Here is a 21,599-nt window from a genome sequence, read left to right on the forward strand (position 1 = left end):
GAACGTTGTCAAATTAAAACGTTAGAAAGGGACTTTTGTTCTAACAACTTTCAAACGTTCAAACGTTCAAACGCCCAGGGACAACTGACAAAAAAAAGGAGTAATTAGTTATGTCTCGTATTGGCAAGCGCCCCATTAATATTCCCGCTAAAGTTCAAGTTGCCATTGACGGTCAACATGTGGCAGTTAAAGGCCCTAAAGGTGAACTTTCCAGGGTTCTGCCAGAGCAGGTGATCATCGAGCAGGAAGGCGAAACGATTGTAGTGAAGCGACGGGATGAATCTCGTGCAGCTCGCCAGCGCCACGGCTTGTCGCGGACTTTGGTTGCCAACATGGTTGATGGGGTTTCTCAAGGGTTCCAGCGACGTTTAGAAATCCAGGGTGTCGGTTATCGCGCCTCAGTTCAAGGTCGCAATTTAATTTTGAACGTGGGTTACAGTCACCCGGTGCAAATTGACCCCCCAGAAGGCGTTCAGATGGCGGTGGAAAACAACACCAATGTCATTGTGAGCGGTATTGATAAAGAAATCGTGGGGAACATTGCAGCCAAAATTCGCGCTGTCCGCCCACCGGAAGTATACAAGGGTAAAGGTATCCGCTACGCCGGTGAAGTGGTGAGACGTAAAGCTGGAAAGGCAGGTAAGAAGTAAAAATGAAGCTAACTCGGAAAGAATCAATTCACCGTCGGCATCGGCGGGTACGTCGCAAGGTGAACGGTACAGGCAATCGCCCTCGTTTAGCCGTCTTTCGCTCCAACCAGCATATTTATGCTCAGGTGATTGACGATGCTCAACAGCGTACCCTAGCTGCTGCCTCTACCCTAGAGCCAGAGCTGAAATCGCGCCTAGAAGGAGGAGCGAATGTAGCAGCCTCCGTAGAAGTAGGTAAGCTAATTGCCGAGCGATCGCTCGAAGTTGGTATCACAAAAGTTGTCTTTGACCGCGGCGGCAACCTTTACCACGGTCGCATCAAAGCCCTCGCAGATGCGGCCCGCGAAGCTGGGTTGGATTTTTAAAGGACAAAAGGCAAAAGGTAAAAGAAATTTTATATTTTTCCTAGTTTTCTTGCTTTTGCCTTTTTAGTTTTTACTTTCACTGTAATGGTTCAAGATAAAGCAATGGCAAAAGAACGTCGTAAAAATTCTGCACGTCGGGAAAAAGAAACTACATTTCAAGAACGGGTGATCCAAATCCGTCGCGTCAGCAAGGTCGTCAAAGGCGGTAAAAAACTCAGCTTCCGCGCCATCGTCGTTATTGGCAATGAGCGTGGGCAAGTTGGTGTTGGTGTCGGCAAAGCTAGCGACGTAATTGGAGCTGTTCGTAAAGGTGTCGCCGACGGCAAAAAGCATTTGATTGACATCCCTTTGACTAAATCAAATTCCATTCCTCATCCCATCAACGGTGACGGTGGTGGTGCCAAAGTGATGATGCGGCCAGCAGCCCCTGGAACAGGGGTAATTGCCGGGGGTGCCGTTCGCACGGTGCTGGAATTAGCTGGGGTTCGCAATATCCTAGCAAAACAGCTGGGTTCTAACAATCCCTTGAACAACGCTAGAGCCGCCATCAACGCTCTCTCCACCTTGCGGACATTTTCCGATGTGGCTGAAGAACGCGGTATCCCCATTGAAAACCTCTACGCTTAATAGTCAGTGGTCAGGCAAGAGTTGGAAAGTTGGAACGTTGGGTAGGTTTCTCGTTGAAACGTTCAAACCTTCAAACGTCTACTGGCAACTGGCAACTGACAACTGACAACTGACAAAGGACAAAAGACATGAGATTAGAAGACGCAGTTCCTAAAAAAGGCTCAAAGAAGCGCCGCCGTCGCATAGGTCGCGGTATTGCAGCTGGTCAAGGCGCTAGCGGTGGCTTTGGTATGCGCGGACAAAAATCAAGATCCGGTCGGGGTACGCGACCCGGATTTGAAGGTGGACAAATGCCCCTTTACCGCCGCCTACCCAAGTTAAAGCACTTTACGGTCGTAAATCGTAAACAGTACACTACGATCAACGTAAGTAAGCTGGCATCACTCCCTGCTGATACAGAGGTGAACCTAACCTCATTAATAGATCGTGGTATTGTCACCTCCAACGACGGGCCTCTAAAAATTCTCGGAGACGGGGATCTGAACGTGGCTCTGAATGTAAAAGCAGCTGCTTTTACAGGCTCGGCTCGCAGCAAAATTGAAGCAGCTGGCGGCAGCTGCGAAGTTGTCGCTGCCCGATAGGGTTAAGCATTGTGTGTGCCAGCGCCTGCTCGATGACGTAGAGGTATCGCTTCATGGTTGTTAGTCGAGATAAAACTCCAACTGCTCAGGAAACTTTTTTGCAGATGGCTCAGGCAGCTGGTCTTAGGGGCCGGCTGCTAGTTACCATCGGTCTGCTAATTTTAGTTCGCGTTGGCATCTTTCTGCCCGTACCAGGTATTGACCGAGCCGCGTTTGGTAGAGATATTCAAAATAGCCCCTTAATTGGATTTTTGGATATCTTCTCAGGGGGCGGTATTTCTGCCTTGGGGATTTTCGCTTTAGGGATTTTGCCCTATATTAATGCCTCCATCATTATCCAGTTGCTCACAGCTGCTATCCCAGCTTTGGAGAAATTGCAGAAGGATGAGGGGGAAGCAGGGCGGCGAAAAATCTCTCAGGTTACTCGCTATGTAGCGCTGGGGGGAGCTTTGCTTCAAAGTACCTTCATTGCCGGGTGGCTTGAGCGTTATGCGACGGATGTTCGCGGGCCTCTGTTCATGGCCGAGACAGCACTGGCACTGACAGCAGGTTCAATGTTTGTCATGTGGGTGTCGGAACTGATTACTGAACGGGGAATTGGCAACGGTGCTTCACTGTTGATTTTTATCAATATCGTGGCGGTTCTACCTCGTTCCCTTGGGCAAACTATTAATTACGCCCAGCTTGATAATCGCAATGTGGGTCCTGTAATTATTCTGCTCGTAGTGTTCCTGGTGATGATCCTGGGGATTGTGTTTGTTCAGGAGGGAACCAGGCGAATACCGATTATTTCGGCACGCCGTCAGGTGGGCAGAAGACTTTATCGGGAAAGAACTAATTACCTGCCGTTGCGACTCAATCAGGGCGGCGTTATGCCGATCATCTTTGCGTCTTCGGTTTTGATTTTCCCTAGTTTTCTAGCTCAGATTACTCAAAACAGTGGCAACAACCAGTTGTTGTCTCAACTCCATCTAATTTTGACCCAGGTTGCTAATGCTCTCAACCCAAGTGGTCAGATGCCGTGGGTTTATGTGACGGTTTATCTCATCTTGATTCTGTTTTTCAGCTATTTCTACGCTTCTCTGATTGTGAACCCGGTAGATATGTCACAGAACCTGAAAAAGATGGGTGCCAGTATTCCTGGTATTCGTCCGGGTCGTGCCACTAGCGAGTATGTTGAGCGGGTGTTGAATCGATTGACATTCTTAGGCGCTATCTTTTTGGGTTTGGTGGCAGTCGTGCCAACAGCTGTGGAAAGTGTTACTGGGATTACTACCTTTCAGGGGCTGGGAGCTACCTCTTTGCTGATTTTGGTGGGTGTTGCAATTGATACAGCTAAGCAAATTCAAACTTATGTCATCTCCCAGCGGTATGAAGGAATGGTGAAGCAGTAGTGACGCGATTGATTTTTTTGGGGCCGCCTGGGGCGGGAAAAGGAACTCAAGCACAAATTCTGGCTCAGGAGCTGGAAATTCCGCACATTTCCACGGGTGACATTTTACGAAATGCCAAGGCTGCTGGAACTCCACTCGGTCTAAAGGCCAAGGGGTACATGGATAGCGGTGAGTTGGTTCCTGATGAGCTGATTTTGGATATGATCCGCGATCGCCTTCTTGAATCTGATGCCAAACCTGGTTGGATTTTGGATGGTTTTCCTCGTAACGTCTCCCAGGCGACTTTTCTGGATTCACTGCTACAGGAATTGAACCAGGGTATTAAGTACGCGCTTAACCTGGAAGTCCCAGATGAAGTGTTGGTCGCAAGGATGTTGGAACGAGGGCGCAAGGAAGGCCGGAGTGATGATAAGGAAGATGTCATTCGCAACCGTTTGGAAGTATATCGCTCCCTGACGGCACCGTTGATTGATTTCTATAATGATCGCTCGAAGTTGGTTTCAGTTGATGGCGATCGCTCGCTTGATGAAGTCACTAACGCACTCAAACAGGTGGTGCATCATTAATCTTTTTTGGGGTCAGTCTGTTGCCAGACTAGCAGCGGGTACTGACCTCAAACCGATGGGTTGATTTTTTGATAAAATATGTTAAGAAAGCCTTGACCGACAATCAGCCCTATGATGCGCGTCTAAAAACAGAAAAATTGAGGAAAAGACAACTTGGCTAAACAAGACTTAATTGAAATGGAAGGCACGGTGACAGAATCGTTGCCTAATGCTATGTTTCGCGTTGATTTGGATAATGGATTTAATGTATTAGCTCATATCTCCGGCAAAATCCGGCGAAATTACATCAAGATTCTGCCGGGCGATCGCGTCAAAGTGGAACTAACCCCCTACGACCTGACTAAAGGCAGAATTACCTACCGACTGCGTAACAAAAAGTAGCCGTAACTAAAAACGGTTCACTCTTAAATAAGCTTGTCTTATTAAAAATTTGCCCTGGCAAATTAACTTACAAATGCACCTAACAAGTGTTATAATATAGAGCTTGCAATGTAGCCAAAATAGGCATGAAAGTTCGAGCATCAGTCCGAAAGATTTGCGAAAAATGCCGCGTCATTCGTCGGCGCGGCCGGGTTATGGTAATCTGTTCCAACCCAAAACACAAGCAACGCCAAGGTTAACGTAACCTAACTACACCAGAACAAATCTATAGCACAAAAGCAAGACTAGGGAGACAACAAGCGTGGCACGGATTGCTGGGGTAGACCTTCCTCGCGACAAACGAGTTGAAATTGGTCTTACTTACATATACGGAATTGGACTCTCGCGCTCCAAAGAGATATTGGTAGCAACGAAGGTTAATCCAGACACAAGAGTTAAAGACTTGAGTGACGCCGACGTTGCTTCCCTGCGCGAAGCAGTAGAAAGCAACTATCAAGTTGAAGGGGATCTCAGGCGCTTTGAGTCTATGAGCATCAAGCGGCTGATTGATATCGGCTCCTATCGGGGGCGGCGTCATCGTATGGGTCTGCCAGTTAGAGGGCAAAGAACTCGTACCAATGCCAGAACCCGTCGCGGTAGAAGGCTTACGGTCGCGGGTAAGAGAAAAGCACCAGGGCCGAAATAGCCATTAAGAGCCTGTTAGCTGCTTTTTAAAATGCAGCTACCCTCATTAGCTAATTGACCTACCAATTCAGCAAAACCATTATAACTACTGTCAACTAGACCCTCATGGCGCGACAACCAACCAAGAAAACTGGTGCAAAAAAGCAAAAACGCAACGTACCCAATGGCGTAGCCTTCATCCAGTCCACCTTTAACAACACCATCGTCACGATTTCCGATACCAACGGGGACGTACTTTCCTGGGCTTCAGCAGGCTCCAGTGGCTTCAAGGGAGCCAAAAAGGGAACACCTTTTGCCGCTCAGACCGCCGCTGAAAGTGCCGCTCGCCGAGCGACCGATCAGGGAATGCGTCAGATTGAAGTAATGGTTAGTGGTCCCGGAGCTGGTCGAGAAACCGCGATTCGGGCGCTGCAAGGGGCAGGACTGGAAATAACGCTCATTCGAGATGTGACGCCAATTCCTCATAATGGCTGTCGTCCGCCCAAGCGGCGTCGAGTCTAGGATTGCTTTAAAAGCAACTAGCAATTAGCGGATATTGGCTAACAGCTAACTGCTGTTGTGCCTTGGAACAGCAGGGGCAATGCTGGAAAAGCACTTTTACGTGCTTTCCAGGGGTTTTATGAAGAAGGGAGGTCACTCCGTGGCGCAGTTTCAAATCGAGTGTGTAGAGTCCAAAACTGAGAACAATCGTAGCCAATATAGCAAATTTGTCTTGGAGCCTCTAGAGCGCGGTCAAGGCACCACCGTAGGCAATGCGCTGAGGCGGGTTCTATTGTCTAACTTGGAAGGTACGGCTGTGACAGCTGTCCGGATTGCAGGGGTTAATCATGAGTTTGCCACAATTGAGGGGGTGCGGGAAGATGTCCTAGAAATTCTCCTGAATATGAAGGACATTGTACTCAAAAGTCACTCTTCTCATCCCCAAATTGCTCGATTAGCCGTCACAGGTCCAGCGACGGTGACAGCCGGACGATTTGATTTACCAACTGAAGTTGATGCAGTTGATCCTAACCAGTATATTGCTACCCTGGCGGACGACGCTAGGCTGGAAATGGAGTTTCGCATCGAAAGAGGGAAAGGATATCGAGCAGTTGATCGAGGACGCGACGAAGCTGCTGCTCTGGACTTCCTCCAAATTGATGCCGTGTTTATGCCAGTGCATAAAGTCAACTACAGCGTTGAAGATGCCCGCATTGACGGTTCTCTGGAAAGAGATCGGCTGATATTGGAAATTTGGACTAATGGCAGTCTGACTCCCCAAGAAGCACTGTCTCAAGCCGCAAGTATCCTGGTGGATCTATTCAACCCCCTGAAAGATATCACCCTCGATCCGATGACGGTTGATTATCCTGATAATGAAGATCCTACCAGCCAGATCCCAATAGAAGAATTGCAGCTCTCAGTACGAGCCTACAACTGTCTCAAGAGGGCGCAGATTAACTCTGTAGCTGACTTGCTGGATTACAGCCAGGAGGATCTGCTGGAGATTAAAAACTTTGGTCAAAAGTCGGCAGAAGAAGTCATCGAAGCTTTGCAGCGGCGACTTGGGATCACGCTGCCGCACGAAAAGGCGGCAAAACCTACTTGAAGTGAAAGAGTTAGGAGTTAAGAGTTAAGAACTCCTCGCCTCCTAACTTTTTTCAATTTCTTATAAACTTTCAAACCAAAATCCAAAATTGTTATGCGTCACAGACGTCGTGTTCCAAAATTAGGTAAGCCTGCTGACCAGCGTCGAGCGCTATTGCGATCGCTGGCAACCGAACTAATTCGCCAGGGTAGAATCACTACCACCCAAACGCGAGCCAAGGCGGTTCGCTCGGAAGTGGACAAAATGATTACTTTGGCAAAAGATGGTTCTCTGTCAGCCCGCAGGCAAGCTATGGGCTATATCTACGACAAACAGCTGGTTCATGCCCTGTTTGAGCAAGCTGCTAGCCGCTATGGAGAGCGTAACGGCGGCTACACCCGTATCCTGCATACCGTGCGGCGTCGGGGTGATAATGCCGAAATGGCAATTATCGAGTTGGTCTGAAGAAGGTGCTAATGGCTAATAGCTAATCACAAGAGGTAGCAATTAGCAATTGGCAATCAGCCATGCACAAAGGACAAGAAACAACGGACAAACAGCGAGTCGCCTTGGTAATCCAATACTTGGGTACTCATTTTCATGGCTGGCAGCGGCAAGCGAATGGGCGCACTGTGCAGGAAGAAATTGAAACAGTTTTGTCCAGGGTGCAGGGGCGAAAAGTTACCTTGTACGGTGCAGGGCGCACAGATAGCGGTGTTCATGCGGCAGCGCAAGTGGCACACTTTGAGGCAGTTGGTTCGATCCCCGCTGATAAGTGGGCGGGTGTTCTCAATAGCCAACTGCCCAAGGATATTCTGATTCGAGCCTCAGCTGCGGTCGATGATAACTGGCACTCCCGATTTTCTGCCTGTTGGCGCAGATATCGCTACACGATTTATACAGATCGTAAGCCAAACTTGTTTGTGCAGCCCTTCAGTTGGCATTATTATTATGCACCACTAGACGAATCTCTCATCCAGGCAGCTTTGAACCCTTTGATAGGGAACCACCATCTGGCTGCTTTCATGAGAGCGCATTCGGCGCGATCGCATTCTTGGGTGGACGTGCAGGAGGCTCAATGCCACCGAGAAGGCTCATTTATTTATATTGAGATTCAGGCAAATGGATTTCTGTATGGCATGGTGCGGCTGCTGGTGGGCTTACTGGTGCAAGTGGGAAGGGGTGAGCGATCGCCAGAAAACTTTACCGATTTGTGGGTAAATGAGCGGCGGCATGAAGTAAAATATTCTGCCCCAGCAAAAGGTCTTTGCCTGTTGCGAGTCGGCTACCCAGATATCCCCTTTCCCCCCGAAATTTGGTTTGACACCCAGCCCAAATTCGCCTTTGGTCCTTCGTCCGTTGTTTTTCCACTGCCAAGACAAGGACAATCTCCGTCTCTACAAGACGGGCAACGAACGAAGACTTGCGGTAATCATCTTCTCTATAAGACAGACAACTGACGACAGGCGTCGTGCCTGTCCTACCAACGGACAAAATTATGAACAAAACTCCTCTCCCTTCTCTAGACTCTATCGAGCGCAATTGGTACGTCGTCGATGCCGCAGATCAACGGCTGGGGCGTTTGGCGAGTGAAATTGCCATGATCCTGCGTGGAAAAAACAAACCAATTTTCACTCCTCACATGGACACAGGCGACTTCGTGGTTGTCGTCAATGCCGAGAAAGTCGTTGTTACTGGTAAAAAACGTACCCAGAAGCTATACCGGAGACATTCCGGGCGTCCAGGCGGGATGAAGACTGAAACCTTCGCTAAGCTGCAAGATCGGATGCCAGAGCGGATCATCGAAACCGCCGTGCGCGGAATGCTCCCCAAAAATTCTCTGGGAAGACAACTATTTACCAAGCTCAAAGTTTATCCGGGGCCATCACATCCCCACGAATCACAAAAACCCCAGGAAGTCAAGATTAATACAATCCCAGGAGAAAATTAATGCAAGCAACAGAACAAAGTGGTCGCGTTATGTACTGGGGAACTGGTCGCCGCAAATCTTCCGTGGCGAGAGTTCGCCTGGTACCTGGTAGCGGTCAGATGATTGTTAATGACCGCCCTGGCGACAACTACTTCAACTACAATTCAGCTTACCTCTCAGCAGCCAAAGCTCCCCTGGAAACTCTGGGACTGGAAAATGAGTATGACATTCTGGTGAAAGCTCACGGTGGTGGCTTAACTGGTCAATCAGACTCGATTCGGTTGGGAGTCGCAAGAGCTTTGTGTCAGCTCGATCCAGACAACCGTCAGCCTTTGAAAAGCGAAGGCTACTTAACCCGCGATCCCCGCGCCAAAGAGCGGAAGAAATACGGCTTGCACAAAGCTCGTAAAGCTCCGCAGTACTCTAAGCGATAAGAATAAAGGCGAGAGGCTTTTGGGTTGCCCGAAGCGTCTTGTCCTTTGCCTAAAAAGGCTTTGGGTGACTGCCCAGATTTGAAAGCTACAATAAACATAGGCAATGAAAATTGTCGAGGAGCAGACAAGTAATTATGGCAAAACAAGGAATTCATCCGGAGTGGTATCCGGAAGCTAAAGTGTACTGCAACGGGGAATTAGTGATGACCGTTGGTTCCACTAAGCCAGAACTTCACGTTGATGTTTGGTCTGGCAACCACCCGTTTTACACTGGTACGCAGAAAATTATTGACACGGAAGGACGGGTTGAGCGCTTCCTGCGGAAATACGGGATGCTGGAAGGGGATCAATCTCAAGCTGGTGATGCTGGCTCCAACAATAAAAAATAGCGGGGTTGCTATGCTCGGTAGCACGACCCGCCTATGGGGTCGAAGTTATTGATGTTAAGCAACAAAGCTGTTTTTATGGAGCGATCGCAGACCAATGGCTGAAACATACCTGCTGGAGAAACTAAAATCCGTTGAGCAAACCTTTAATGAGTTGACCCGCCGACTGGCAGATCCAGATATTGCCAACAACCCAAACGAGTATCAACGAGTCGCGAAGGCTCGTTCGTCCTTGGAGGAAACTGTCAACACCTACGAAACGTGGAAGGCGACGGGGCAAGATTTGGGGGGCGCAAAACAGGTACTCAAGGAATCTGCCAGCGATCCAGAGTTCCAGGAAATGGCAGCCCTGGAAGTAAAGGAATTAGAGCAAAAACTAGAACAACTGGAAACGCGCCTCAAAATTTTGCTTTTGCCCAGCGATCCCAATGATGACAAAAACATCATGCTGGAAATTCGCGCTGGTACTGGCGGAGATGAGGCGAGTATTTGGGCTGGTGATTTGGTGCGGATGTACTCGCGCTATGCTGAGACCCAAAACTGGAAAGTTAGCTTGCTCAGTGAGTCACTAGCAGAGATGGGCGGCTTTAAAGAGGCAATTCTGGAAATCAAGGGCGACGATGTTTACAGCCAGCTGAAGTATGAAGCTGGTGTACATCGGGTGCAGCGCGTACCTCTGACGGAGGCGGGCGGACGAGTTCACACCTCAACCGCAACCGTGGCCGTAATGCCAGAGGTGGATGATGTGGAGATCCACATTGACCCGAAGGATATTGAACTCAAAACCGCTCGTTCTGGTGGTGCGGGTGGTCAAAACGTCAACAAGGTGGAAACCGCTGTTGACCTGATCCACAAACCAACAGGAATTCGGATTTTCTGTACTGAAGAGAGAAGTCAGCTGCAAAACAAAGAGCGGGCGATGCAAATCCTCCGCGCCAAGCTTTACGAAATAAAGCTGCACGAACAACAGGAAGCTGTTACTTCCATGCGTCGCTCTCAGGTAGGCACTGGCTCTCGCTCAGAAAAAATCCGCACCTACAATTACAAAGATAACCGGGTGACAGACCATCGCCTGAATCAGAATTACAGCCTCAATCCAGTTCTCGAAGGCGATCTGGAAGGTATTATTCAGGCTTGTATCTCTCAAGATCAGCAGGAGCGTTTGGCAGAGCTAGCTGCTTCTACTGCTAACTAAAATAAAGCTTCATGTATAGCAATTCCCCAGCTGCATTTAAACGGCTGGGTTTTTTATTTAACAGCTTCTTTGGCAAAGCGCTCCGCTACCGCCAACCGAGTAATCTGGTCTAGCAGCGCATCCCAAATTGCATCCGCCATCTCAGGAAGGTAGTTAAACCGCTGTATATCGTACTGGACAACCTCTTCCAGATTCGCTAATACTTCCAAGTTCTTGCAACTTAAAATCTCCGCGATCGCTTCCGTCTGCCAACGTCCAAACAACCGATAACTGAAAAAAGAACTGCACTTTTGACCTTGCTCGTTCAGGAATACCACAATCACCTGATGACGTTTTGGATACACCTTGACAATTCGCTCTAGAGGCATCAAAAGCGCGTCGGCTGCGTCTAGGCGGGAAATCTGCCATCGCTTAGGTTTGAGCCATCCTGAGGCTGTGAGGCTAAGAGGCGATCGCCTCTTACCAGTCTTTCTGCTGAGTCTGTTGCTCATTGTTAGCCACCGCTGATTTTTTGATGTTTTCTCAAAAATTTACCTGCTGTGCTACCTTACAAAGCCAAGCTGTTTCCAGTTCAAACCAGTCAGGTTATTTTTTTGATGACCTTTAAAAGTAGACTTAGCTTTCTTTAAGTATACTTTTAATATAGTTTTTTCAAAGCAGACTTGTCAAGCTATAAGTTTAGATGTAATGAATGACAACTAAACTTGTAGATGCGGTTGAGTAGCTGTCTAGGCGTGAACATCGAAAGTAGAGAAAAACTGATTGAAATCATTAAACTAGCTCGTGGATCGATGAGTCAGCGAGCGTTCGGCAAGCTTTTAGGAGTTTCTGCTACCGCTGTTCAGTATTGGGAAAAGGGGGTGACAGTTCCCGATATGGAAAATTTGGCTCAGATCGCAAAGAGAGCAGGTTACACCTTGGAGGAGATCCTCAGCTGTTTGGAGGGGAAGCCAGTGTCAGAATCCTCAGATTTGAATCAGATTTTGAGACAAATTAAATATATGCCTCTGACTCAGGTGGCGATGATCGTTCAAGCCGCAGCGGAGAGGTTTGCTACTGCGGCTGAATCTTCAGGTAGCTGAAGCCGATCTGGTTGTTGCGTGTTGCGTGTGCGCTCGCTCCTGAAGTTAGCAAGGGCAATATTTTGCCGCAAGCGGAAGCGATCGCACTCGAAGACCAAGAAAAAGTTAAATCAGCTCTTTTGCGGCGGCCCTACCAAATGCTGGCGGCGAAAACCAGCAAGCAAAAGAGCTTATCAATTGGTTTGGCCTTCTACGCCACTATCCCTAGCCTGAAATTCTGGCAAAATTGGTTAAGAACGGTTATGGGCTGGACTCCTGCTACAAAGCTGGGATAATTCTCGCCATTACCTAAAAAACAACTGATTATCTCGCCTAACTTTCTTGGCAGCCAGAAAAGTTTGACTAATGCTTTTCAAAAATATTATTTTATTGTAGTTTATTTCTATTAAAAATATAAAATAGATAATTAATGTATTATAAAACAATATTCTCAGCACATAAAATGTATAAATTTTAAAGTTTCAGTCCTAATGATTTGCCCGAAAAGCTTGTAAAGGTAGCTGTCGTCAGGAGGTGCTAAAATGCCGCAAAATAATCAATCTGTAAACTGGAAGTTTGACGCCAACGATGCTTATTCTCCGATTTACTACAAAGAGACAGTAGTCGGATTTGTAAAGCCAGACTATGCAAGTAAAATTATTGAATTTCTCAATGATAATGAAAGATTACGCAAAGCATTTAAAATGGCTTGTTTTGACTTAATACTTGAGTCCGGGGGTGACACAAATAAAGTCAATGAGTTGATGAAAAAATACATAGAAAGCACCGAACGCCCCCAGAATGGAACGGGAGCGATCGCTTACCTCCTGCGCGACAGACAAGAAGCACTAGACATAAGTGATAAAGAGTTTGTTCGCTTCTGCGATTCTTATAGATTGTCGTGGAGAGAACTGAAAGAAATTTATGCTGGGAAAGAAGTTAGTGATAGCCAGCTAGGAGCGATCGCCAGAATCGTAGGTAAATCGATTGAGGAATTAATTGAAGTCCGGGATGGACACGATTAAGAAACAAAGCGCGCTTGTTTTAAGATAGCCTCCCAAAACTCAAAAAAAAGTAACTGTAGGTTGGGTTAAAATAATGAAAATCAAAGCTATAAAGGCAATTGTTGGGTTTCATTATTTTGCACGGGCGCAACCTACAATTATTCTGATTCTTCCAAAGTCGGTATCGGCGTGAGCGAGGCAAAAACAGCCTGAGTGCATAAACGTGAAATGCTCCCAAGCAATAACGTTACCCTACCGCCCCTACCCTTAGATTCTTGAATCTGCCTTGTGTAGGGTTGCCAGCACTCAATTTACAATTAAATTTTGTTAAGATTAACTCGACCAAGTGGTACCGCCTGACAGATAAATCTGTGACTGCACCCTCGTCCGGCGCTCTCATTTGCCCTGCTGCTATATTTTTTGGAGACTATTGATGCTGCGACTCGAACATATCAGTAAAATATACCCCACAGGCGAAATCCTCAAAGATGTCAACTGGGAAGTCAAAGCGGGCGATCGCATTGGCTTAGTCGGCGTTAACGGTGCAGGCAAATCCACCCAACTCAAGATTATAGCGGGAGAGACAGAACCCACAAGCGGGGAAATCATTCGTCCTGCCAGCTTGCACATCGCCTACCTGACACAAGAATTTGAGGTAGATCCCACACGCACCGTGCGGGAAGAATTCTGGACAGTGTTTACCGAAGCGAACCAGGCGCAGCAATCCTTGGCGCAGGTGCAGCGAGATATGGAAACCGCCACCCCAGAAGAATTAGACAAACTAATTCATAAATTAGATCGTTTCCAGCGACAGTTTGAAGCTTTAGATGGCTACGGGTTGGATGCGCGGATTGAGAAAATGTTGCCAGAGATGGGGTTTACGTCGGAAGATGGCGATCGCCTCGTTAGTGCTTTCAGCGGCGGCTGGCAGATGCGAATGAGCTTAGGCAAAATATTACTGCAAAAACCAGATTTATTGCTGCTGGACGAACCGACAAACCACCTGGATTTAGAAACTATTGAGTGGCTGGAAACTTATCTCAAGGGACTTAAAAACCCGATAGTAATAGTTTCCCACGACCGGGAATTTCTCGATCGCCTTTGTACCCAAATTGTAGAAACAGAGCGCGGAGTTTCTACTACCTACTTGGGCAACTATTCTGCTTATTTACAACAAAAAGCAGAAAACCAAGAAGCGCAATTAAGCGCCTACGAACGCCAGCAAAAAGAATTAGAAAAACAGCAAACTTTCGTTGACCGTTTCCGCGCTAGCGCAACTCGCAGCACCCAAGCAAAAAGCCGCGAGAAACAACTAGAAAAAATTGAGCGAATTGAAGCGCCACCAGGCGGATTAAGAACGCTACACTTTCGATTTCCTCCCGCGCCTCGCAGCGGACGTGAGGTGGTGGAAATTAACGATTTGGTACATACTTATGACGACAAGATTCTCTTCTTGGATGCGAACCTGTTAATTGAAAGAGGCGATCGCATTGCGTTTCTCGGCCCCAACGGTGCTGGCAAATCCACCCTACTGCGCCTGATTATGGGCATGGAACAGCCCACGGAAGGCACAGTAACTCTAGGCGCTCACAACGTCATTCCAGGCTACTTCGAGCAAAATCAGGCAGAAGCTTTGGATCTTTCCAGAACAGTTATGGAAACCATCCATGACGAAGTGCCAGACTGGAAAAATGAAGAAGTTCGCACCTTGTTGGGACGATTTCTATTTAGTGGCGACACCGTATTTAAAAAAGTTGCTGCCTTGAGCGGAGGAGAAAAAGCGCGTCTTGCCTTGGCAAAAATGCTTTTACGTCCAGCAAATCTTCTAATTTTGGATGAGCCTACTAATCACCTAGATATTCCAGCCAAAGAAATGATGGAAGAGGCAATCCAGAATTATGACGGCACGGTAATTGTAGTTTCCCATGACCGATATTTTATTTCCAAAGTGGCGAATAAAATTGTCGAGATTCGTGAGGGTGAATTCCGAGTTTATCGGGGCGATTATCACTACTATCTCGATAAGATTGCTGAAGAAAAAGAGCAGGCAAAATTAGCAGCCCAAGAAGCAGAGAAAGCTGCGAAAAAAGCGGCAAAAGCTGCTAAGTCTGCTGCAAAACGCAAATAATGAGTTTAAAACGCAAAGATTAAGTGATTCTTGGCGTTACTCTGAGTAAACCTCTGCGTTCCTTTGCTACTACAAAAACATACGAAACGCCCGTGCAGCTAGCTGCACGGGCGTAATAATGGCGGCTAAATGCACAGATGAGTGAGTAAATCAAGTAACAGTAGAATTATTTAGCCGCTTTCAGGGTGCGATCGCGCAAGCAGATCCAGCTAAGTTAGAAGCCATTTCGCGCCCCTTGAGCTTCTTTTGCAACAAAGCCAAGAACATTGAAGCCACCGCGAAAATGCTGCTGGCGCGTTTTCGCGGTGAAGTGCGACAGAAAATAGCGCAGTTACTCCAGCTTCCATCTGTCGCCCGCAAGACTGCCACAATGGTGCTGCATTACGCCTACGGAATTGATGGTGGCGTGATCGATACCCATGTCAAGCGGCGTTGGAGTTTACATCGACAAAATTAAGAAAGACCTGATGCAGCTTTTGGCTCAATCAGAGTAGGGGAATTGTTTCGTTTTGTTGACATATCACAATCGAGCTGTTTGCAAAGCCAAGAAACCTACCTGTAACGCCTGTGTAGTGGCTTCTTTATGCCCCAGCGTCGTAATGGTAGGTTAATAGGTGCCATAAAGTGGTATGTCCTTGCGGGAACCCATAAGAGCGCCAAACCAAGCGATCGCGCTATTCAAATAGCTCAATATCACATCTGTCGTCAAGTAGGTAATAACTCCCAAAAACTCTAGTTCCAACGACAGAAAATCCTAAAAGCTGAAATTAGTTCCAAAAAATGCCGCTTCGAGAACGAAATCCGATGATATCATTGCGAAGAAATCACTGAAAATAAAGGTTATTATTGTATGGCGCAAGCACCTGTCTCTCCCGTGGTGCTAGTCATCTTAGACGGATGGGGCTACCGCGAAGAAACTGACGGCAACGCCATAGCAGCCGCCAAAATACCCGTAATGAAAAGTCTCTGGGAAGCCTATCCCCATACACTGATTCAAACATCAGGCAAGGCTGTGGGGCTACCGGAAGGACAAATGGGGAACTCGGAAGTAGGACACCTTAACATTGGTGCCGGACGGGTTGTACCGCAAGAATTAGTCCGGATCTCAGACGCTGTGGAAGACGGCACTCTGCTGAGCAACAACAGCCTGGTGCAAGTCTGTCAGGAAGTCAAGAGTCGAGGCAGTAAGCTTCACTTAGTGGGGCTTTGCTCAGATGGCGGAGTGCATTCTCATCTAGATCATTTACTGGGATTGCTGGATTTAGCCAAGACACAAGAAATTTCAGATGTCTGCATCCACGCCATTACCGATGGACGCGATACCAGTCCTAAAGAGGGTGTACAGGCAATTCAAAAAATCCAAGACCGCATTGACCAAATTGGAGTCGGGCGCATTGTCACCCTCAGCGGTCGCTACTACGCAATGGATCGGGATCATCGGTGGGATCGCGTCAAAAAAGCTTACGATGTGATTACTCAGGATGGTTCCGGGGATGGTCGTTCGGTTCTGGAGGTCTTGCAGGCTTCCTACGCTGAAAATGTCGCCGATGAGTTTGTCATCCCGACGCGCATTGCCCCAGGAGCGCTAGAACCTGGAGATGGGGTAATTTTCTTTAACTTCCGCCCTGACAGAGCAAGACAACTAACCCAAGCTTTTGTCTCTCCGGAATTTAAGGGTTTTGAACGGCAGCAAATCCAGCCGTTGAGCTTCGCAACCTTTACCCAATACGAGCCAAATTTACCTGTTTTGGTGGCATTTGAGCCTCAGAACTTGAGTAATATCTTGGGGGAAGTAATTGCAAATCGAGGTTTGCACCAGTTCCGCACCGCTGAAACAGAAAAATACGCTCACGTTACTTATTTCTTCAACGGCGGCTTAGAGGAACCTTTTCCAGGGGAAGATCGGGAACTGGTGCCAAGTCCAATGGTGGCAACCTATGACCGGGAACCCGCAATGTCAGCAGACGCGGTGACAGATGTCGTCATCGCCGCCGTGGAAAAGCGCATTTATTCACTGATTGTCATCAACTACGCCAACCCGGACATGGTGGGTCACACAGGACAGATAGAACCCACAATTCAAGCACTGGAAACAGTTGACCGATGTTTGGGACAACTTCTGGAAAGCATTAATAAGGCTGGTGGTACAGCGATTATTACAGCTGACCACGGCAACGCCGAATATATGCGGGATGAAGAAGGCAATCCTTGGACGGCGCACACAACTAACCCCGTACCATTTATCTTGGTGGAAGGGGAGGGTTTAAAAATTCCTGGGCATGGCGCTGAAGTTACTTTACGGAGTGATGGACGGCTGGCAGACATTGCACCGACAATTTTAGAAATCTTAAGGCTGCCCCAACCTCCAGAGATGACGGGTCGTTCAATGATTGAACCAGTTGGATTTGAAGTCCGAGCCAATCGCACGCCTGTGCGAGTTTCACTGTGAGTTGCGAATGGCTAATAGCGCCGTTGCATTTTTCTGACGATTAGCTATTAGCCATTCGCAATGAGCTATTTTTTACAACTGACAACTAACTATGACACTTGTTAACATCTTCCAATCTATTTGGGCGCTGTCTGCCGTCTGTCTGATTGTTTTAGTGCTGCTGCACTCTCCTAAAGGAGATGGGATTGGGGGTATTGGCGGACAGGCTCAACTGTTTACGAGTACCAAGAGTGCAGAGACAGCGCTAAACCGAGTGACTTGGGTTCTCAGCGTGATTTTTCTGGGTTTGACGGTAATTTTGAGTGCAGGTTGGCTCAAGTAGTAATTTGATCTCAAAACTCAAGACGCGATCGCTCACATTTTTACAAAATCGAAACGCGATCGCGATCCTCTCTACAAAATTCTTGACGGCGACGTTAATCGCGATCGCCACCTTTCTCATAGCCATTTTTCCCCATTTTCATCTGGGGGGCGATAATCCTGTGTTGGCAGCCCAAACCTCGCTACCCCCTGCACAAATTCACGTTTTGCCCCCGACGATGGCACGCTGGAAAGATACAACCAACAGCGGCGATTACTTCTCCCAGATCAAGCCTACCCCGGTTGGTTATCTAGTCTGGTCGCAGTTTCCAATTAAGGTTTATGTAGAAAATCACGATAAGTGGACAAATTCTGTTGTTGAAGCGGTGCAGGAATGGGCAGTTTATTTGCCGCTTGAGATAGTTGAGCAGTCAGATAATGCTGATATCAAGATAGTGCGAAATCTTCCTGCCCTCAAACCCTCCTTCAACCGCAGAACAGGCGAATTCCATCTGCCCCGCGCTCGCAGCGCCGAAACCCGATATGAATTTTATATTAGCCATCTTGATAAAAATGCAGTTTTATGCCACCGAGTCACCATCCAGCTAAGTCCAACTCAGGCTGGCAATTATATTAAAGCAGCTGCCCGTCACGAAATTGGTCACGCACTTGGTATATGGGGACACAGCCCTTTAGAAACAGATGCCCTATATTTTTCTCAGGTGCGTAATCCCCCCCCAATTTCCCAAAGAGACATAAACACGCTTAAGCGCGTATACGAGCAGCCAACGCGACTAGGTTGGAAACTGGTTAACTAATTTATTACTGGTTAATTGAAGAATTTATTCACAAGTACGCCCTGAATCATCAACCATAAACCATGAAGAGGCTGATTCTTTAGCTCTGCGCTTGTAACGCAATCCAGCCAATTGTATATTTTGAATCTTTCGCTCCTGCAACAGATCCTCATATAGCTTTACCAGTTGGTCGATGTTGCGACTCAGAGTATATTGCTCCATAATCCTAGCTCTGGCTTTTTGTCCCAACTGTTTTGTAAACTCCTGATGACCTCGAAGGACTGGCAGCAAAGTTCGCAATTGCCCCGCTACCCCATTAGTTCTGAGAATTATCCCTGCGTCCCCTTCCAAAGGATTCCCCTCCAAAACTTCGCCATCGGCACCAGCATCCGTAGCTACGCAAGCGACACCACAAGACATTGCTTCTAACAGCGACAGTGAAAGTCCCTCTACCAGAGAAGGCAAAATAAATACATCCGCTCCCCGCAAAATTTCAATTCGACGCTGCTCATCAGCTTCAGCTCCCCACCAGATGATGCCGCATTCTTCGTCATAAAATGCCTCTAAAGACGGCTTCAACGGGCCATCGCCAACAATCAGTAACTTGGACTCAGACCCCATTTCTGACTGCTTCCAAGCCCGTAGCAGTGCTTCCACATTCTTTTCTGTGGCTATGCGACCCTGATAAACAAAAAGGCGCTTGGCATTCAACTGGGATTTAATGTTAGAAGGGCCTGGGCAATACTTCCGTTCATCAACGCCATTGGGAATCACGGCTATATTTGTTGCAGCAACGCCCAACCGCTCCAGTAAATCTCGCTGCACTTTAGAAAATATAATTACCCGGTCGTAATTTGCCAGAAAAGGAGCATAAAGCTGATAAGTCAGCAATTGAGTTCCTGATTTGATATTGCGTTGCTTGCCATCAAAGGGGGTGTGGAAGGTGGCAATTAGAGGTATATTCAACTCTTCGCAAATTTCCGGCAGCAGGAAGTCCAGAGGGGAGAGAGTCAAGCTAGCGTGTACCAAGTCTGGCTTTAGCTGTTCGAGACTCCGCATCAAAACTTTTCGGGATTTGAGAGTGGGAAGCGTGTAAACCTGGGACTTGTATAGAAAAGGTAGAGAAACTTCCAGACAACTAGGCCAGTTGCTGGCATCAGATACTTCTTCTTCTTGGGCGAAGTGAAGGAAGCTGACTTGCAGACCCCGGTCTAACAACCCATTGGTAACTTCTCGAGAGTAAGTGACATTGCCGCAAAAGGGTGATTTTTTTCCGATCCAGGCTATGTGCATTTTCTAAGAGTTTTGAGTTTTTAGCTTTGAGTTTTGGGGAGCCGGAGACTTCCGTTGTGGAGCTTTGAGTTATTAATTCAAAACTCGTCATTCAAAACTCATCACTTTTCTTTTCCTGTACCGGAAATATACCAGGTTAAGAGTCCTCCTGCGATCGCGATCGCCGCTAAACCCAGAAAAACTGTCTGTAAACCCAAAATCGTCTCAGCAACGCCCGCCAAAGCTAAAGGTAACGTCAGAGCAATATTAATCACATTGTTCTGTAACCCAAACACCTTACCCCGCATTTGGTCGGGGGTTTCTGCCTGGATGGTGGTCTGCATCGGGATAGCCACCATTGCCCCAAAAAGACCCAGAAGCATTGTCAAAAGTAAGGCAATCCAAAGCTGTTGCGTAAATATAGCCAAACCTACTAGAGATGCTGCCACTCCCAGAGAACCATAAAGATTCAGCCGACGATGGGAAAAATGCTGTCCCATCTGTCCGAGAATAGTCGCTCCGCCAGCCATGCCAACCCCGCCAGCGGCTAGTAAAAAGCCAAACTGGGAGGACTTCAGACCGGGGATAACCTCTGCCATTCGCACAGCCAGCACCGACAGAGCGGCAAAAATAGAAAACAAAATCACCAGCTGAATTAAAGCACTGCGGACGCGCTCATGTTCTTTCAGGTAAAGCAGTCCATCGCGCAAATCTTCCCAAACGTGGGGGAATTCGTGGTCGGGGGATTTAGTTTTTTCACCAGTGCGAAGAAACAGCAAGAGCAACCCCGCGATCGCATAACAGCCTCCTACGGCAATTTCCTTACCAATGTCAAGTCCCCCGCCAAGCGATCGCGCCACAGTATCGGCAAATCCCAACAGTGGCTCGCCCACCGCAAACCCCACAATCACCGATGCCATCATCGTCATCGTGTAAAGAGAGTTTGCCGACAACAGGCGATGACGCTCAACAATCAACGGCATCACTGACTGCTCTGCTGGTGCAAAAAACTGTGTCAGCGTCGAAACCAAGAAAGTTAACCCCAATAAAATATAGAATCCTACTGGCAGCCCTGCGACTAGCCCCCAATCCTTGCTGATCCACAGCAAAGGCGGCATAGCCAAAACCAGCGCCCCCCGCAGCAGATTTGTGGCGACTAGCACCCCCTTCTTCGACCACCGATCTACAAACACACCTGCAACTGAACCAAACAGCACAGCAGGAATGGTAAAGGCAATCATAATCGCCGATACCCAGCCACTGATCGTCTGACCCGCCGCCTGAAACTGACTAGCAACCAGCGCAATCACCAGCACCAGATACACCTTATCTGCCATCTGCGAGAAAACTTGACCGCTCCAGAGCGCCAAGAAATTGCGGTTTCTCAGAACAGGCACAAATCCTCGATCTGCATCTGCGTCAGCCTCATCAGCATCAACCTTAGACAATGCAGGGTTGTGCCAATCTCCATTAGAGCCATTGGATTGTGCATCTATCTCTGGAACTAAACCGTCATCAACGGTAGATTGGGGAAAAGAAACCTCTGGGCTAGAGACGCGATTAAGCGCGTCTCTACTGTTGTCAGGGTCATGAGGGGGTGTCAGGCGATCGTCAGACAAGGGGCGCGATGTAGTAGGTGTTGATGATGCAGTCAAACCCCGGCTGGATGGCTCCGTTCCAGGGACAGGAAGTTTAGAAGATCGAGGAAATGTGGGTTCCCCCGTTCGTCGTTCATTGTCCTCTGTCCTCTGTCTGGACAAACTTAGGGACAGACTTTTGGCTTGCAAATCAGAATCATAACGTTGAATCATGGTTTATAAAAATTCGG

General features: G+C 47.8%; 28 protein-coding genes and 1 pseudogene. 25 read left to right on the top strand and 4 right to left on the bottom strand.

What is annotated here, in order from left to right; translation table 11 throughout:
- The first annotated feature begins 110 nt into the window (after window positions 1–110).
- The 17 genes from rplF (at window position 111) to prfA (ending at window position 10,760) form a co-directional block, all read left to right on the top strand.
- Window positions 111–650 carry a 50S ribosomal protein L6 gene (gene rplF / locus NDI42_RS16225; RefSeq protein ID WP_190424379.1) on the top strand — a complete coding sequence of 180 codons (540 nt, stop codon included), beginning with the start codon at window positions 111–113 and terminating at the stop codon, window positions 648–650.
- Window positions 651–652: 2 nt separating this feature from the next.
- Entirely contained in the window at window positions 653–1,015 is a 363-nt protein-coding gene (gene rplR, locus NDI42_RS16230; RefSeq protein ID WP_190424380.1) for a 50S ribosomal protein L18, read from the top strand.
- Between the two features lie 102 nt (window positions 1,016–1,117).
- A complete protein-coding gene (gene rpsE, locus NDI42_RS16235) occupies window positions 1,118–1,642 on the top strand; it encodes a 30S ribosomal protein S5 (RefSeq protein WP_190424512.1) in 525 nt (174 codons plus the stop codon).
- 128 nt (window positions 1,643–1,770) lie between these two features.
- A complete protein-coding gene (gene rplO, locus NDI42_RS16240; RefSeq protein ID WP_190424381.1) occupies window positions 1,771–2,223 on the top strand; it encodes a 50S ribosomal protein L15 in 453 nt (150 codons plus the stop codon).
- Between the two features lie 53 nt (window positions 2,224–2,276).
- Entirely contained in the window at window positions 2,277–3,617 is a 1,341-nt protein-coding gene (secY, locus tag NDI42_RS16245; protein WP_190459365.1) for a preprotein translocase subunit SecY, read from the top strand.
- Window positions 3,617–4,183 carry an adenylate kinase gene (locus tag NDI42_RS16250; protein WP_190459366.1) on the top strand — a complete coding sequence of 189 codons (567 nt, stop codon included), beginning with the start codon at window positions 3,617–3,619 and terminating at the stop codon, window positions 4,181–4,183. The genes secY and NDI42_RS16250 overlap by 1 nt, the downstream gene beginning before the upstream one ends.
- 153 nt (window positions 4,184–4,336) lie before the next feature.
- Window positions 4,337–4,564 carry a translation initiation factor IF-1 gene (infA, locus tag NDI42_RS16255; protein WP_015203280.1) on the top strand — a complete coding sequence of 76 codons (228 nt, stop codon included), beginning with the start codon at window positions 4,337–4,339 and terminating at the stop codon, window positions 4,562–4,564.
- A gap of 125 nt (window positions 4,565–4,689) precedes the next feature.
- Window positions 4,690–4,803, top strand: coding sequence for a 50S ribosomal protein L36 (rpmJ, locus tag NDI42_RS16260; protein ID WP_071782548.1), 114 nt, complete (start codon window positions 4,690–4,692; stop codon window positions 4,801–4,803).
- Window positions 4,804–4,865: 62 nt separating this feature from the next.
- A complete protein-coding gene (gene rpsM / locus NDI42_RS16265; protein ID WP_190424384.1) occupies window positions 4,866–5,249 on the top strand; it encodes a 30S ribosomal protein S13 in 384 nt (127 codons plus the stop codon).
- 104 nt (window positions 5,250–5,353) lie between these two features.
- Window positions 5,354–5,749, top strand: coding sequence for a 30S ribosomal protein S11 (rpsK, locus tag NDI42_RS16270; RefSeq protein WP_190424385.1), 396 nt, complete (start codon window positions 5,354–5,356; stop codon window positions 5,747–5,749).
- Between the two features lie 118 nt (window positions 5,750–5,867).
- Window positions 5,868–6,836, top strand: a complete 969-nt coding sequence (locus NDI42_RS16275) for a DNA-directed RNA polymerase subunit alpha (RefSeq protein WP_190424514.1) — start codon at window positions 5,868–5,870, stop codon at window positions 6,834–6,836.
- A gap of 93 nt (window positions 6,837–6,929) precedes the next feature.
- A complete protein-coding gene (gene rplQ, locus NDI42_RS16280; RefSeq protein WP_190424386.1) occupies window positions 6,930–7,280 on the top strand; it encodes a 50S ribosomal protein L17 in 351 nt (116 codons plus the stop codon).
- Window positions 7,281–7,342: 62 nt separating this feature from the next.
- Window positions 7,343–8,275, top strand: a complete 933-nt coding sequence (truA, locus tag NDI42_RS16285) for a tRNA pseudouridine(38-40) synthase TruA (protein WP_190459368.1) — start codon at window positions 7,343–7,345, stop codon at window positions 8,273–8,275.
- Window positions 8,276–8,313: 38 nt separating this feature from the next.
- Complete coding sequence (rplM, locus tag NDI42_RS16290) at window positions 8,314–8,766, top strand: 50S ribosomal protein L13 (protein ID WP_190424388.1); 453 nt, start codon at window positions 8,314–8,316, stop codon at window positions 8,764–8,766.
- Window positions 8,766–9,179 (top strand): 30S ribosomal protein S9, encoded by a 414-nt coding sequence (gene rpsI / locus NDI42_RS16295; protein WP_190424389.1) that lies wholly within the window; start codon window positions 8,766–8,768, stop codon window positions 9,177–9,179. Before rplM ends, rpsI begins: the two co-directional genes overlap by 1 nt.
- A gap of 134 nt (window positions 9,180–9,313) precedes the next feature.
- Window positions 9,314–9,568, top strand: coding sequence for a 50S ribosomal protein L31 (gene rpmE, locus NDI42_RS16300; protein ID WP_190424391.1), 255 nt, complete (start codon window positions 9,314–9,316; stop codon window positions 9,566–9,568).
- Between the two features lie 94 nt (window positions 9,569–9,662).
- A complete protein-coding gene (gene prfA, locus NDI42_RS16305; RefSeq protein ID WP_190459370.1) occupies window positions 9,663–10,760 on the top strand; it encodes a peptide chain release factor 1 in 1,098 nt (365 codons plus the stop codon).
- Window positions 10,761–10,813: 53 nt separating this feature from the next.
- On the opposite strand, the gene NDI42_RS16310 is transcribed toward prfA, so the two are convergent.
- Window positions 10,814–11,251 carry a hypothetical protein gene (locus NDI42_RS16310; protein WP_190459372.1) on the bottom strand — a complete coding sequence of 146 codons (438 nt, stop codon included), beginning with the start codon at window positions 11,249–11,251 and terminating at the stop codon, window positions 10,814–10,816.
- A 243-nt stretch (window positions 11,252–11,494) separates the two neighbouring features.
- On the opposite strand from NDI42_RS16310, the gene NDI42_RS16315 reads away from it, so the two are divergent.
- From NDI42_RS16315 to NDI42_RS16335, 5 genes and pseudogenes are all read left to right on the top strand, one after another.
- Complete coding sequence (locus NDI42_RS16315; RefSeq protein ID WP_190424397.1) at window positions 11,495–11,842, top strand: helix-turn-helix transcriptional regulator; 348 nt, start codon at window positions 11,495–11,497, stop codon at window positions 11,840–11,842.
- Between the two features lie 11 nt (window positions 11,843–11,853).
- Entirely contained in the window at window positions 11,854–12,117 is a 264-nt protein-coding gene (locus tag NDI42_RS16320) for a hypothetical protein (RefSeq protein WP_348231430.1), read from the top strand.
- 246 nt (window positions 12,118–12,363) lie between these two features.
- Window positions 12,364–12,846, top strand: a complete 483-nt coding sequence (locus NDI42_RS16325; RefSeq protein WP_190459375.1) for a hypothetical protein — start codon at window positions 12,364–12,366, stop codon at window positions 12,844–12,846.
- A 412-nt stretch (window positions 12,847–13,258) separates the two neighbouring features.
- A complete protein-coding gene (locus NDI42_RS16330) occupies window positions 13,259–14,953 on the top strand; it encodes an ABC-F family ATP-binding cassette domain-containing protein (protein WP_190459377.1) in 1,695 nt (564 codons plus the stop codon).
- Window positions 14,954–15,110: 157 nt separating this feature from the next.
- A pseudogene (locus NDI42_RS16335) lies at window positions 15,111–15,410 on the top strand (endonuclease III domain-containing protein); the annotation flags it as partial.
- 150 nt (window positions 15,411–15,560) lie between these two features.
- Here the strand turns inward: NDI42_RS16335 and NDI42_RS16340 are convergent.
- Window positions 15,561–15,695 carry a hypothetical protein gene (locus NDI42_RS16340; protein WP_348231431.1) on the bottom strand — a complete coding sequence of 45 codons (135 nt, stop codon included), beginning with the start codon at window positions 15,693–15,695 and terminating at the stop codon, window positions 15,561–15,563.
- Window positions 15,696–15,803: 108 nt separating this feature from the next.
- Here NDI42_RS16340 and gpmI point away from each other — a divergent pair, with 108 nt between their 5' ends.
- The 3 genes from gpmI (at window position 15,804) to NDI42_RS16355 (ending at window position 18,520) form a co-directional block, all read left to right on the top strand.
- The gene (gene gpmI, locus NDI42_RS16345) at window positions 15,804–17,402 is read left to right on the top strand and encodes a 2,3-bisphosphoglycerate-independent phosphoglycerate mutase (protein WP_190459381.1); all 1,599 of its coding nucleotides are present in this window, start codon (window positions 15,804–15,806) and stop codon (window positions 17,400–17,402) included.
- A gap of 91 nt (window positions 17,403–17,493) precedes the next feature.
- Window positions 17,494–17,724, top strand: coding sequence for a preprotein translocase subunit SecG (gene secG, locus NDI42_RS16350; RefSeq protein ID WP_190424408.1), 231 nt, complete (start codon window positions 17,494–17,496; stop codon window positions 17,722–17,724).
- Complete coding sequence (locus NDI42_RS16355) at window positions 17,705–18,520, top strand: peptidase (protein WP_199311407.1); 816 nt, start codon at window positions 17,705–17,707, stop codon at window positions 18,518–18,520. The genes secG and NDI42_RS16355 overlap by 20 nt, the downstream gene beginning before the upstream one ends.
- Window positions 18,521–18,544: 24 nt before the next feature.
- Here the strand turns inward: NDI42_RS16355 and NDI42_RS16360 are convergent, their stop codons facing one another.
- Window positions 18,545–19,792, bottom strand: coding sequence for a glycosyltransferase family 4 protein (locus NDI42_RS16360; RefSeq protein WP_190459383.1), 1,248 nt, complete (start codon window positions 19,790–19,792; stop codon window positions 18,545–18,547).
- Between the two features lie 101 nt (window positions 19,793–19,893).
- Entirely contained in the window at window positions 19,894–21,582 is a 1,689-nt protein-coding gene (locus NDI42_RS16365) for an MFS transporter (protein ID WP_190459385.1), read from the bottom strand.
- Window positions 21,583–21,599 lie beyond the last annotated feature (17 nt).

The sequence above is a fragment of the Funiculus sociatus GB2-C1 genome (genome assembly GCF_039962115.1).
In the GTDB taxonomy this organism is placed as follows: Bacteria; Cyanobacteriota; Cyanobacteriia; order Cyanobacteriales; family FACHB-T130; genus Funiculus; species Funiculus sociatus.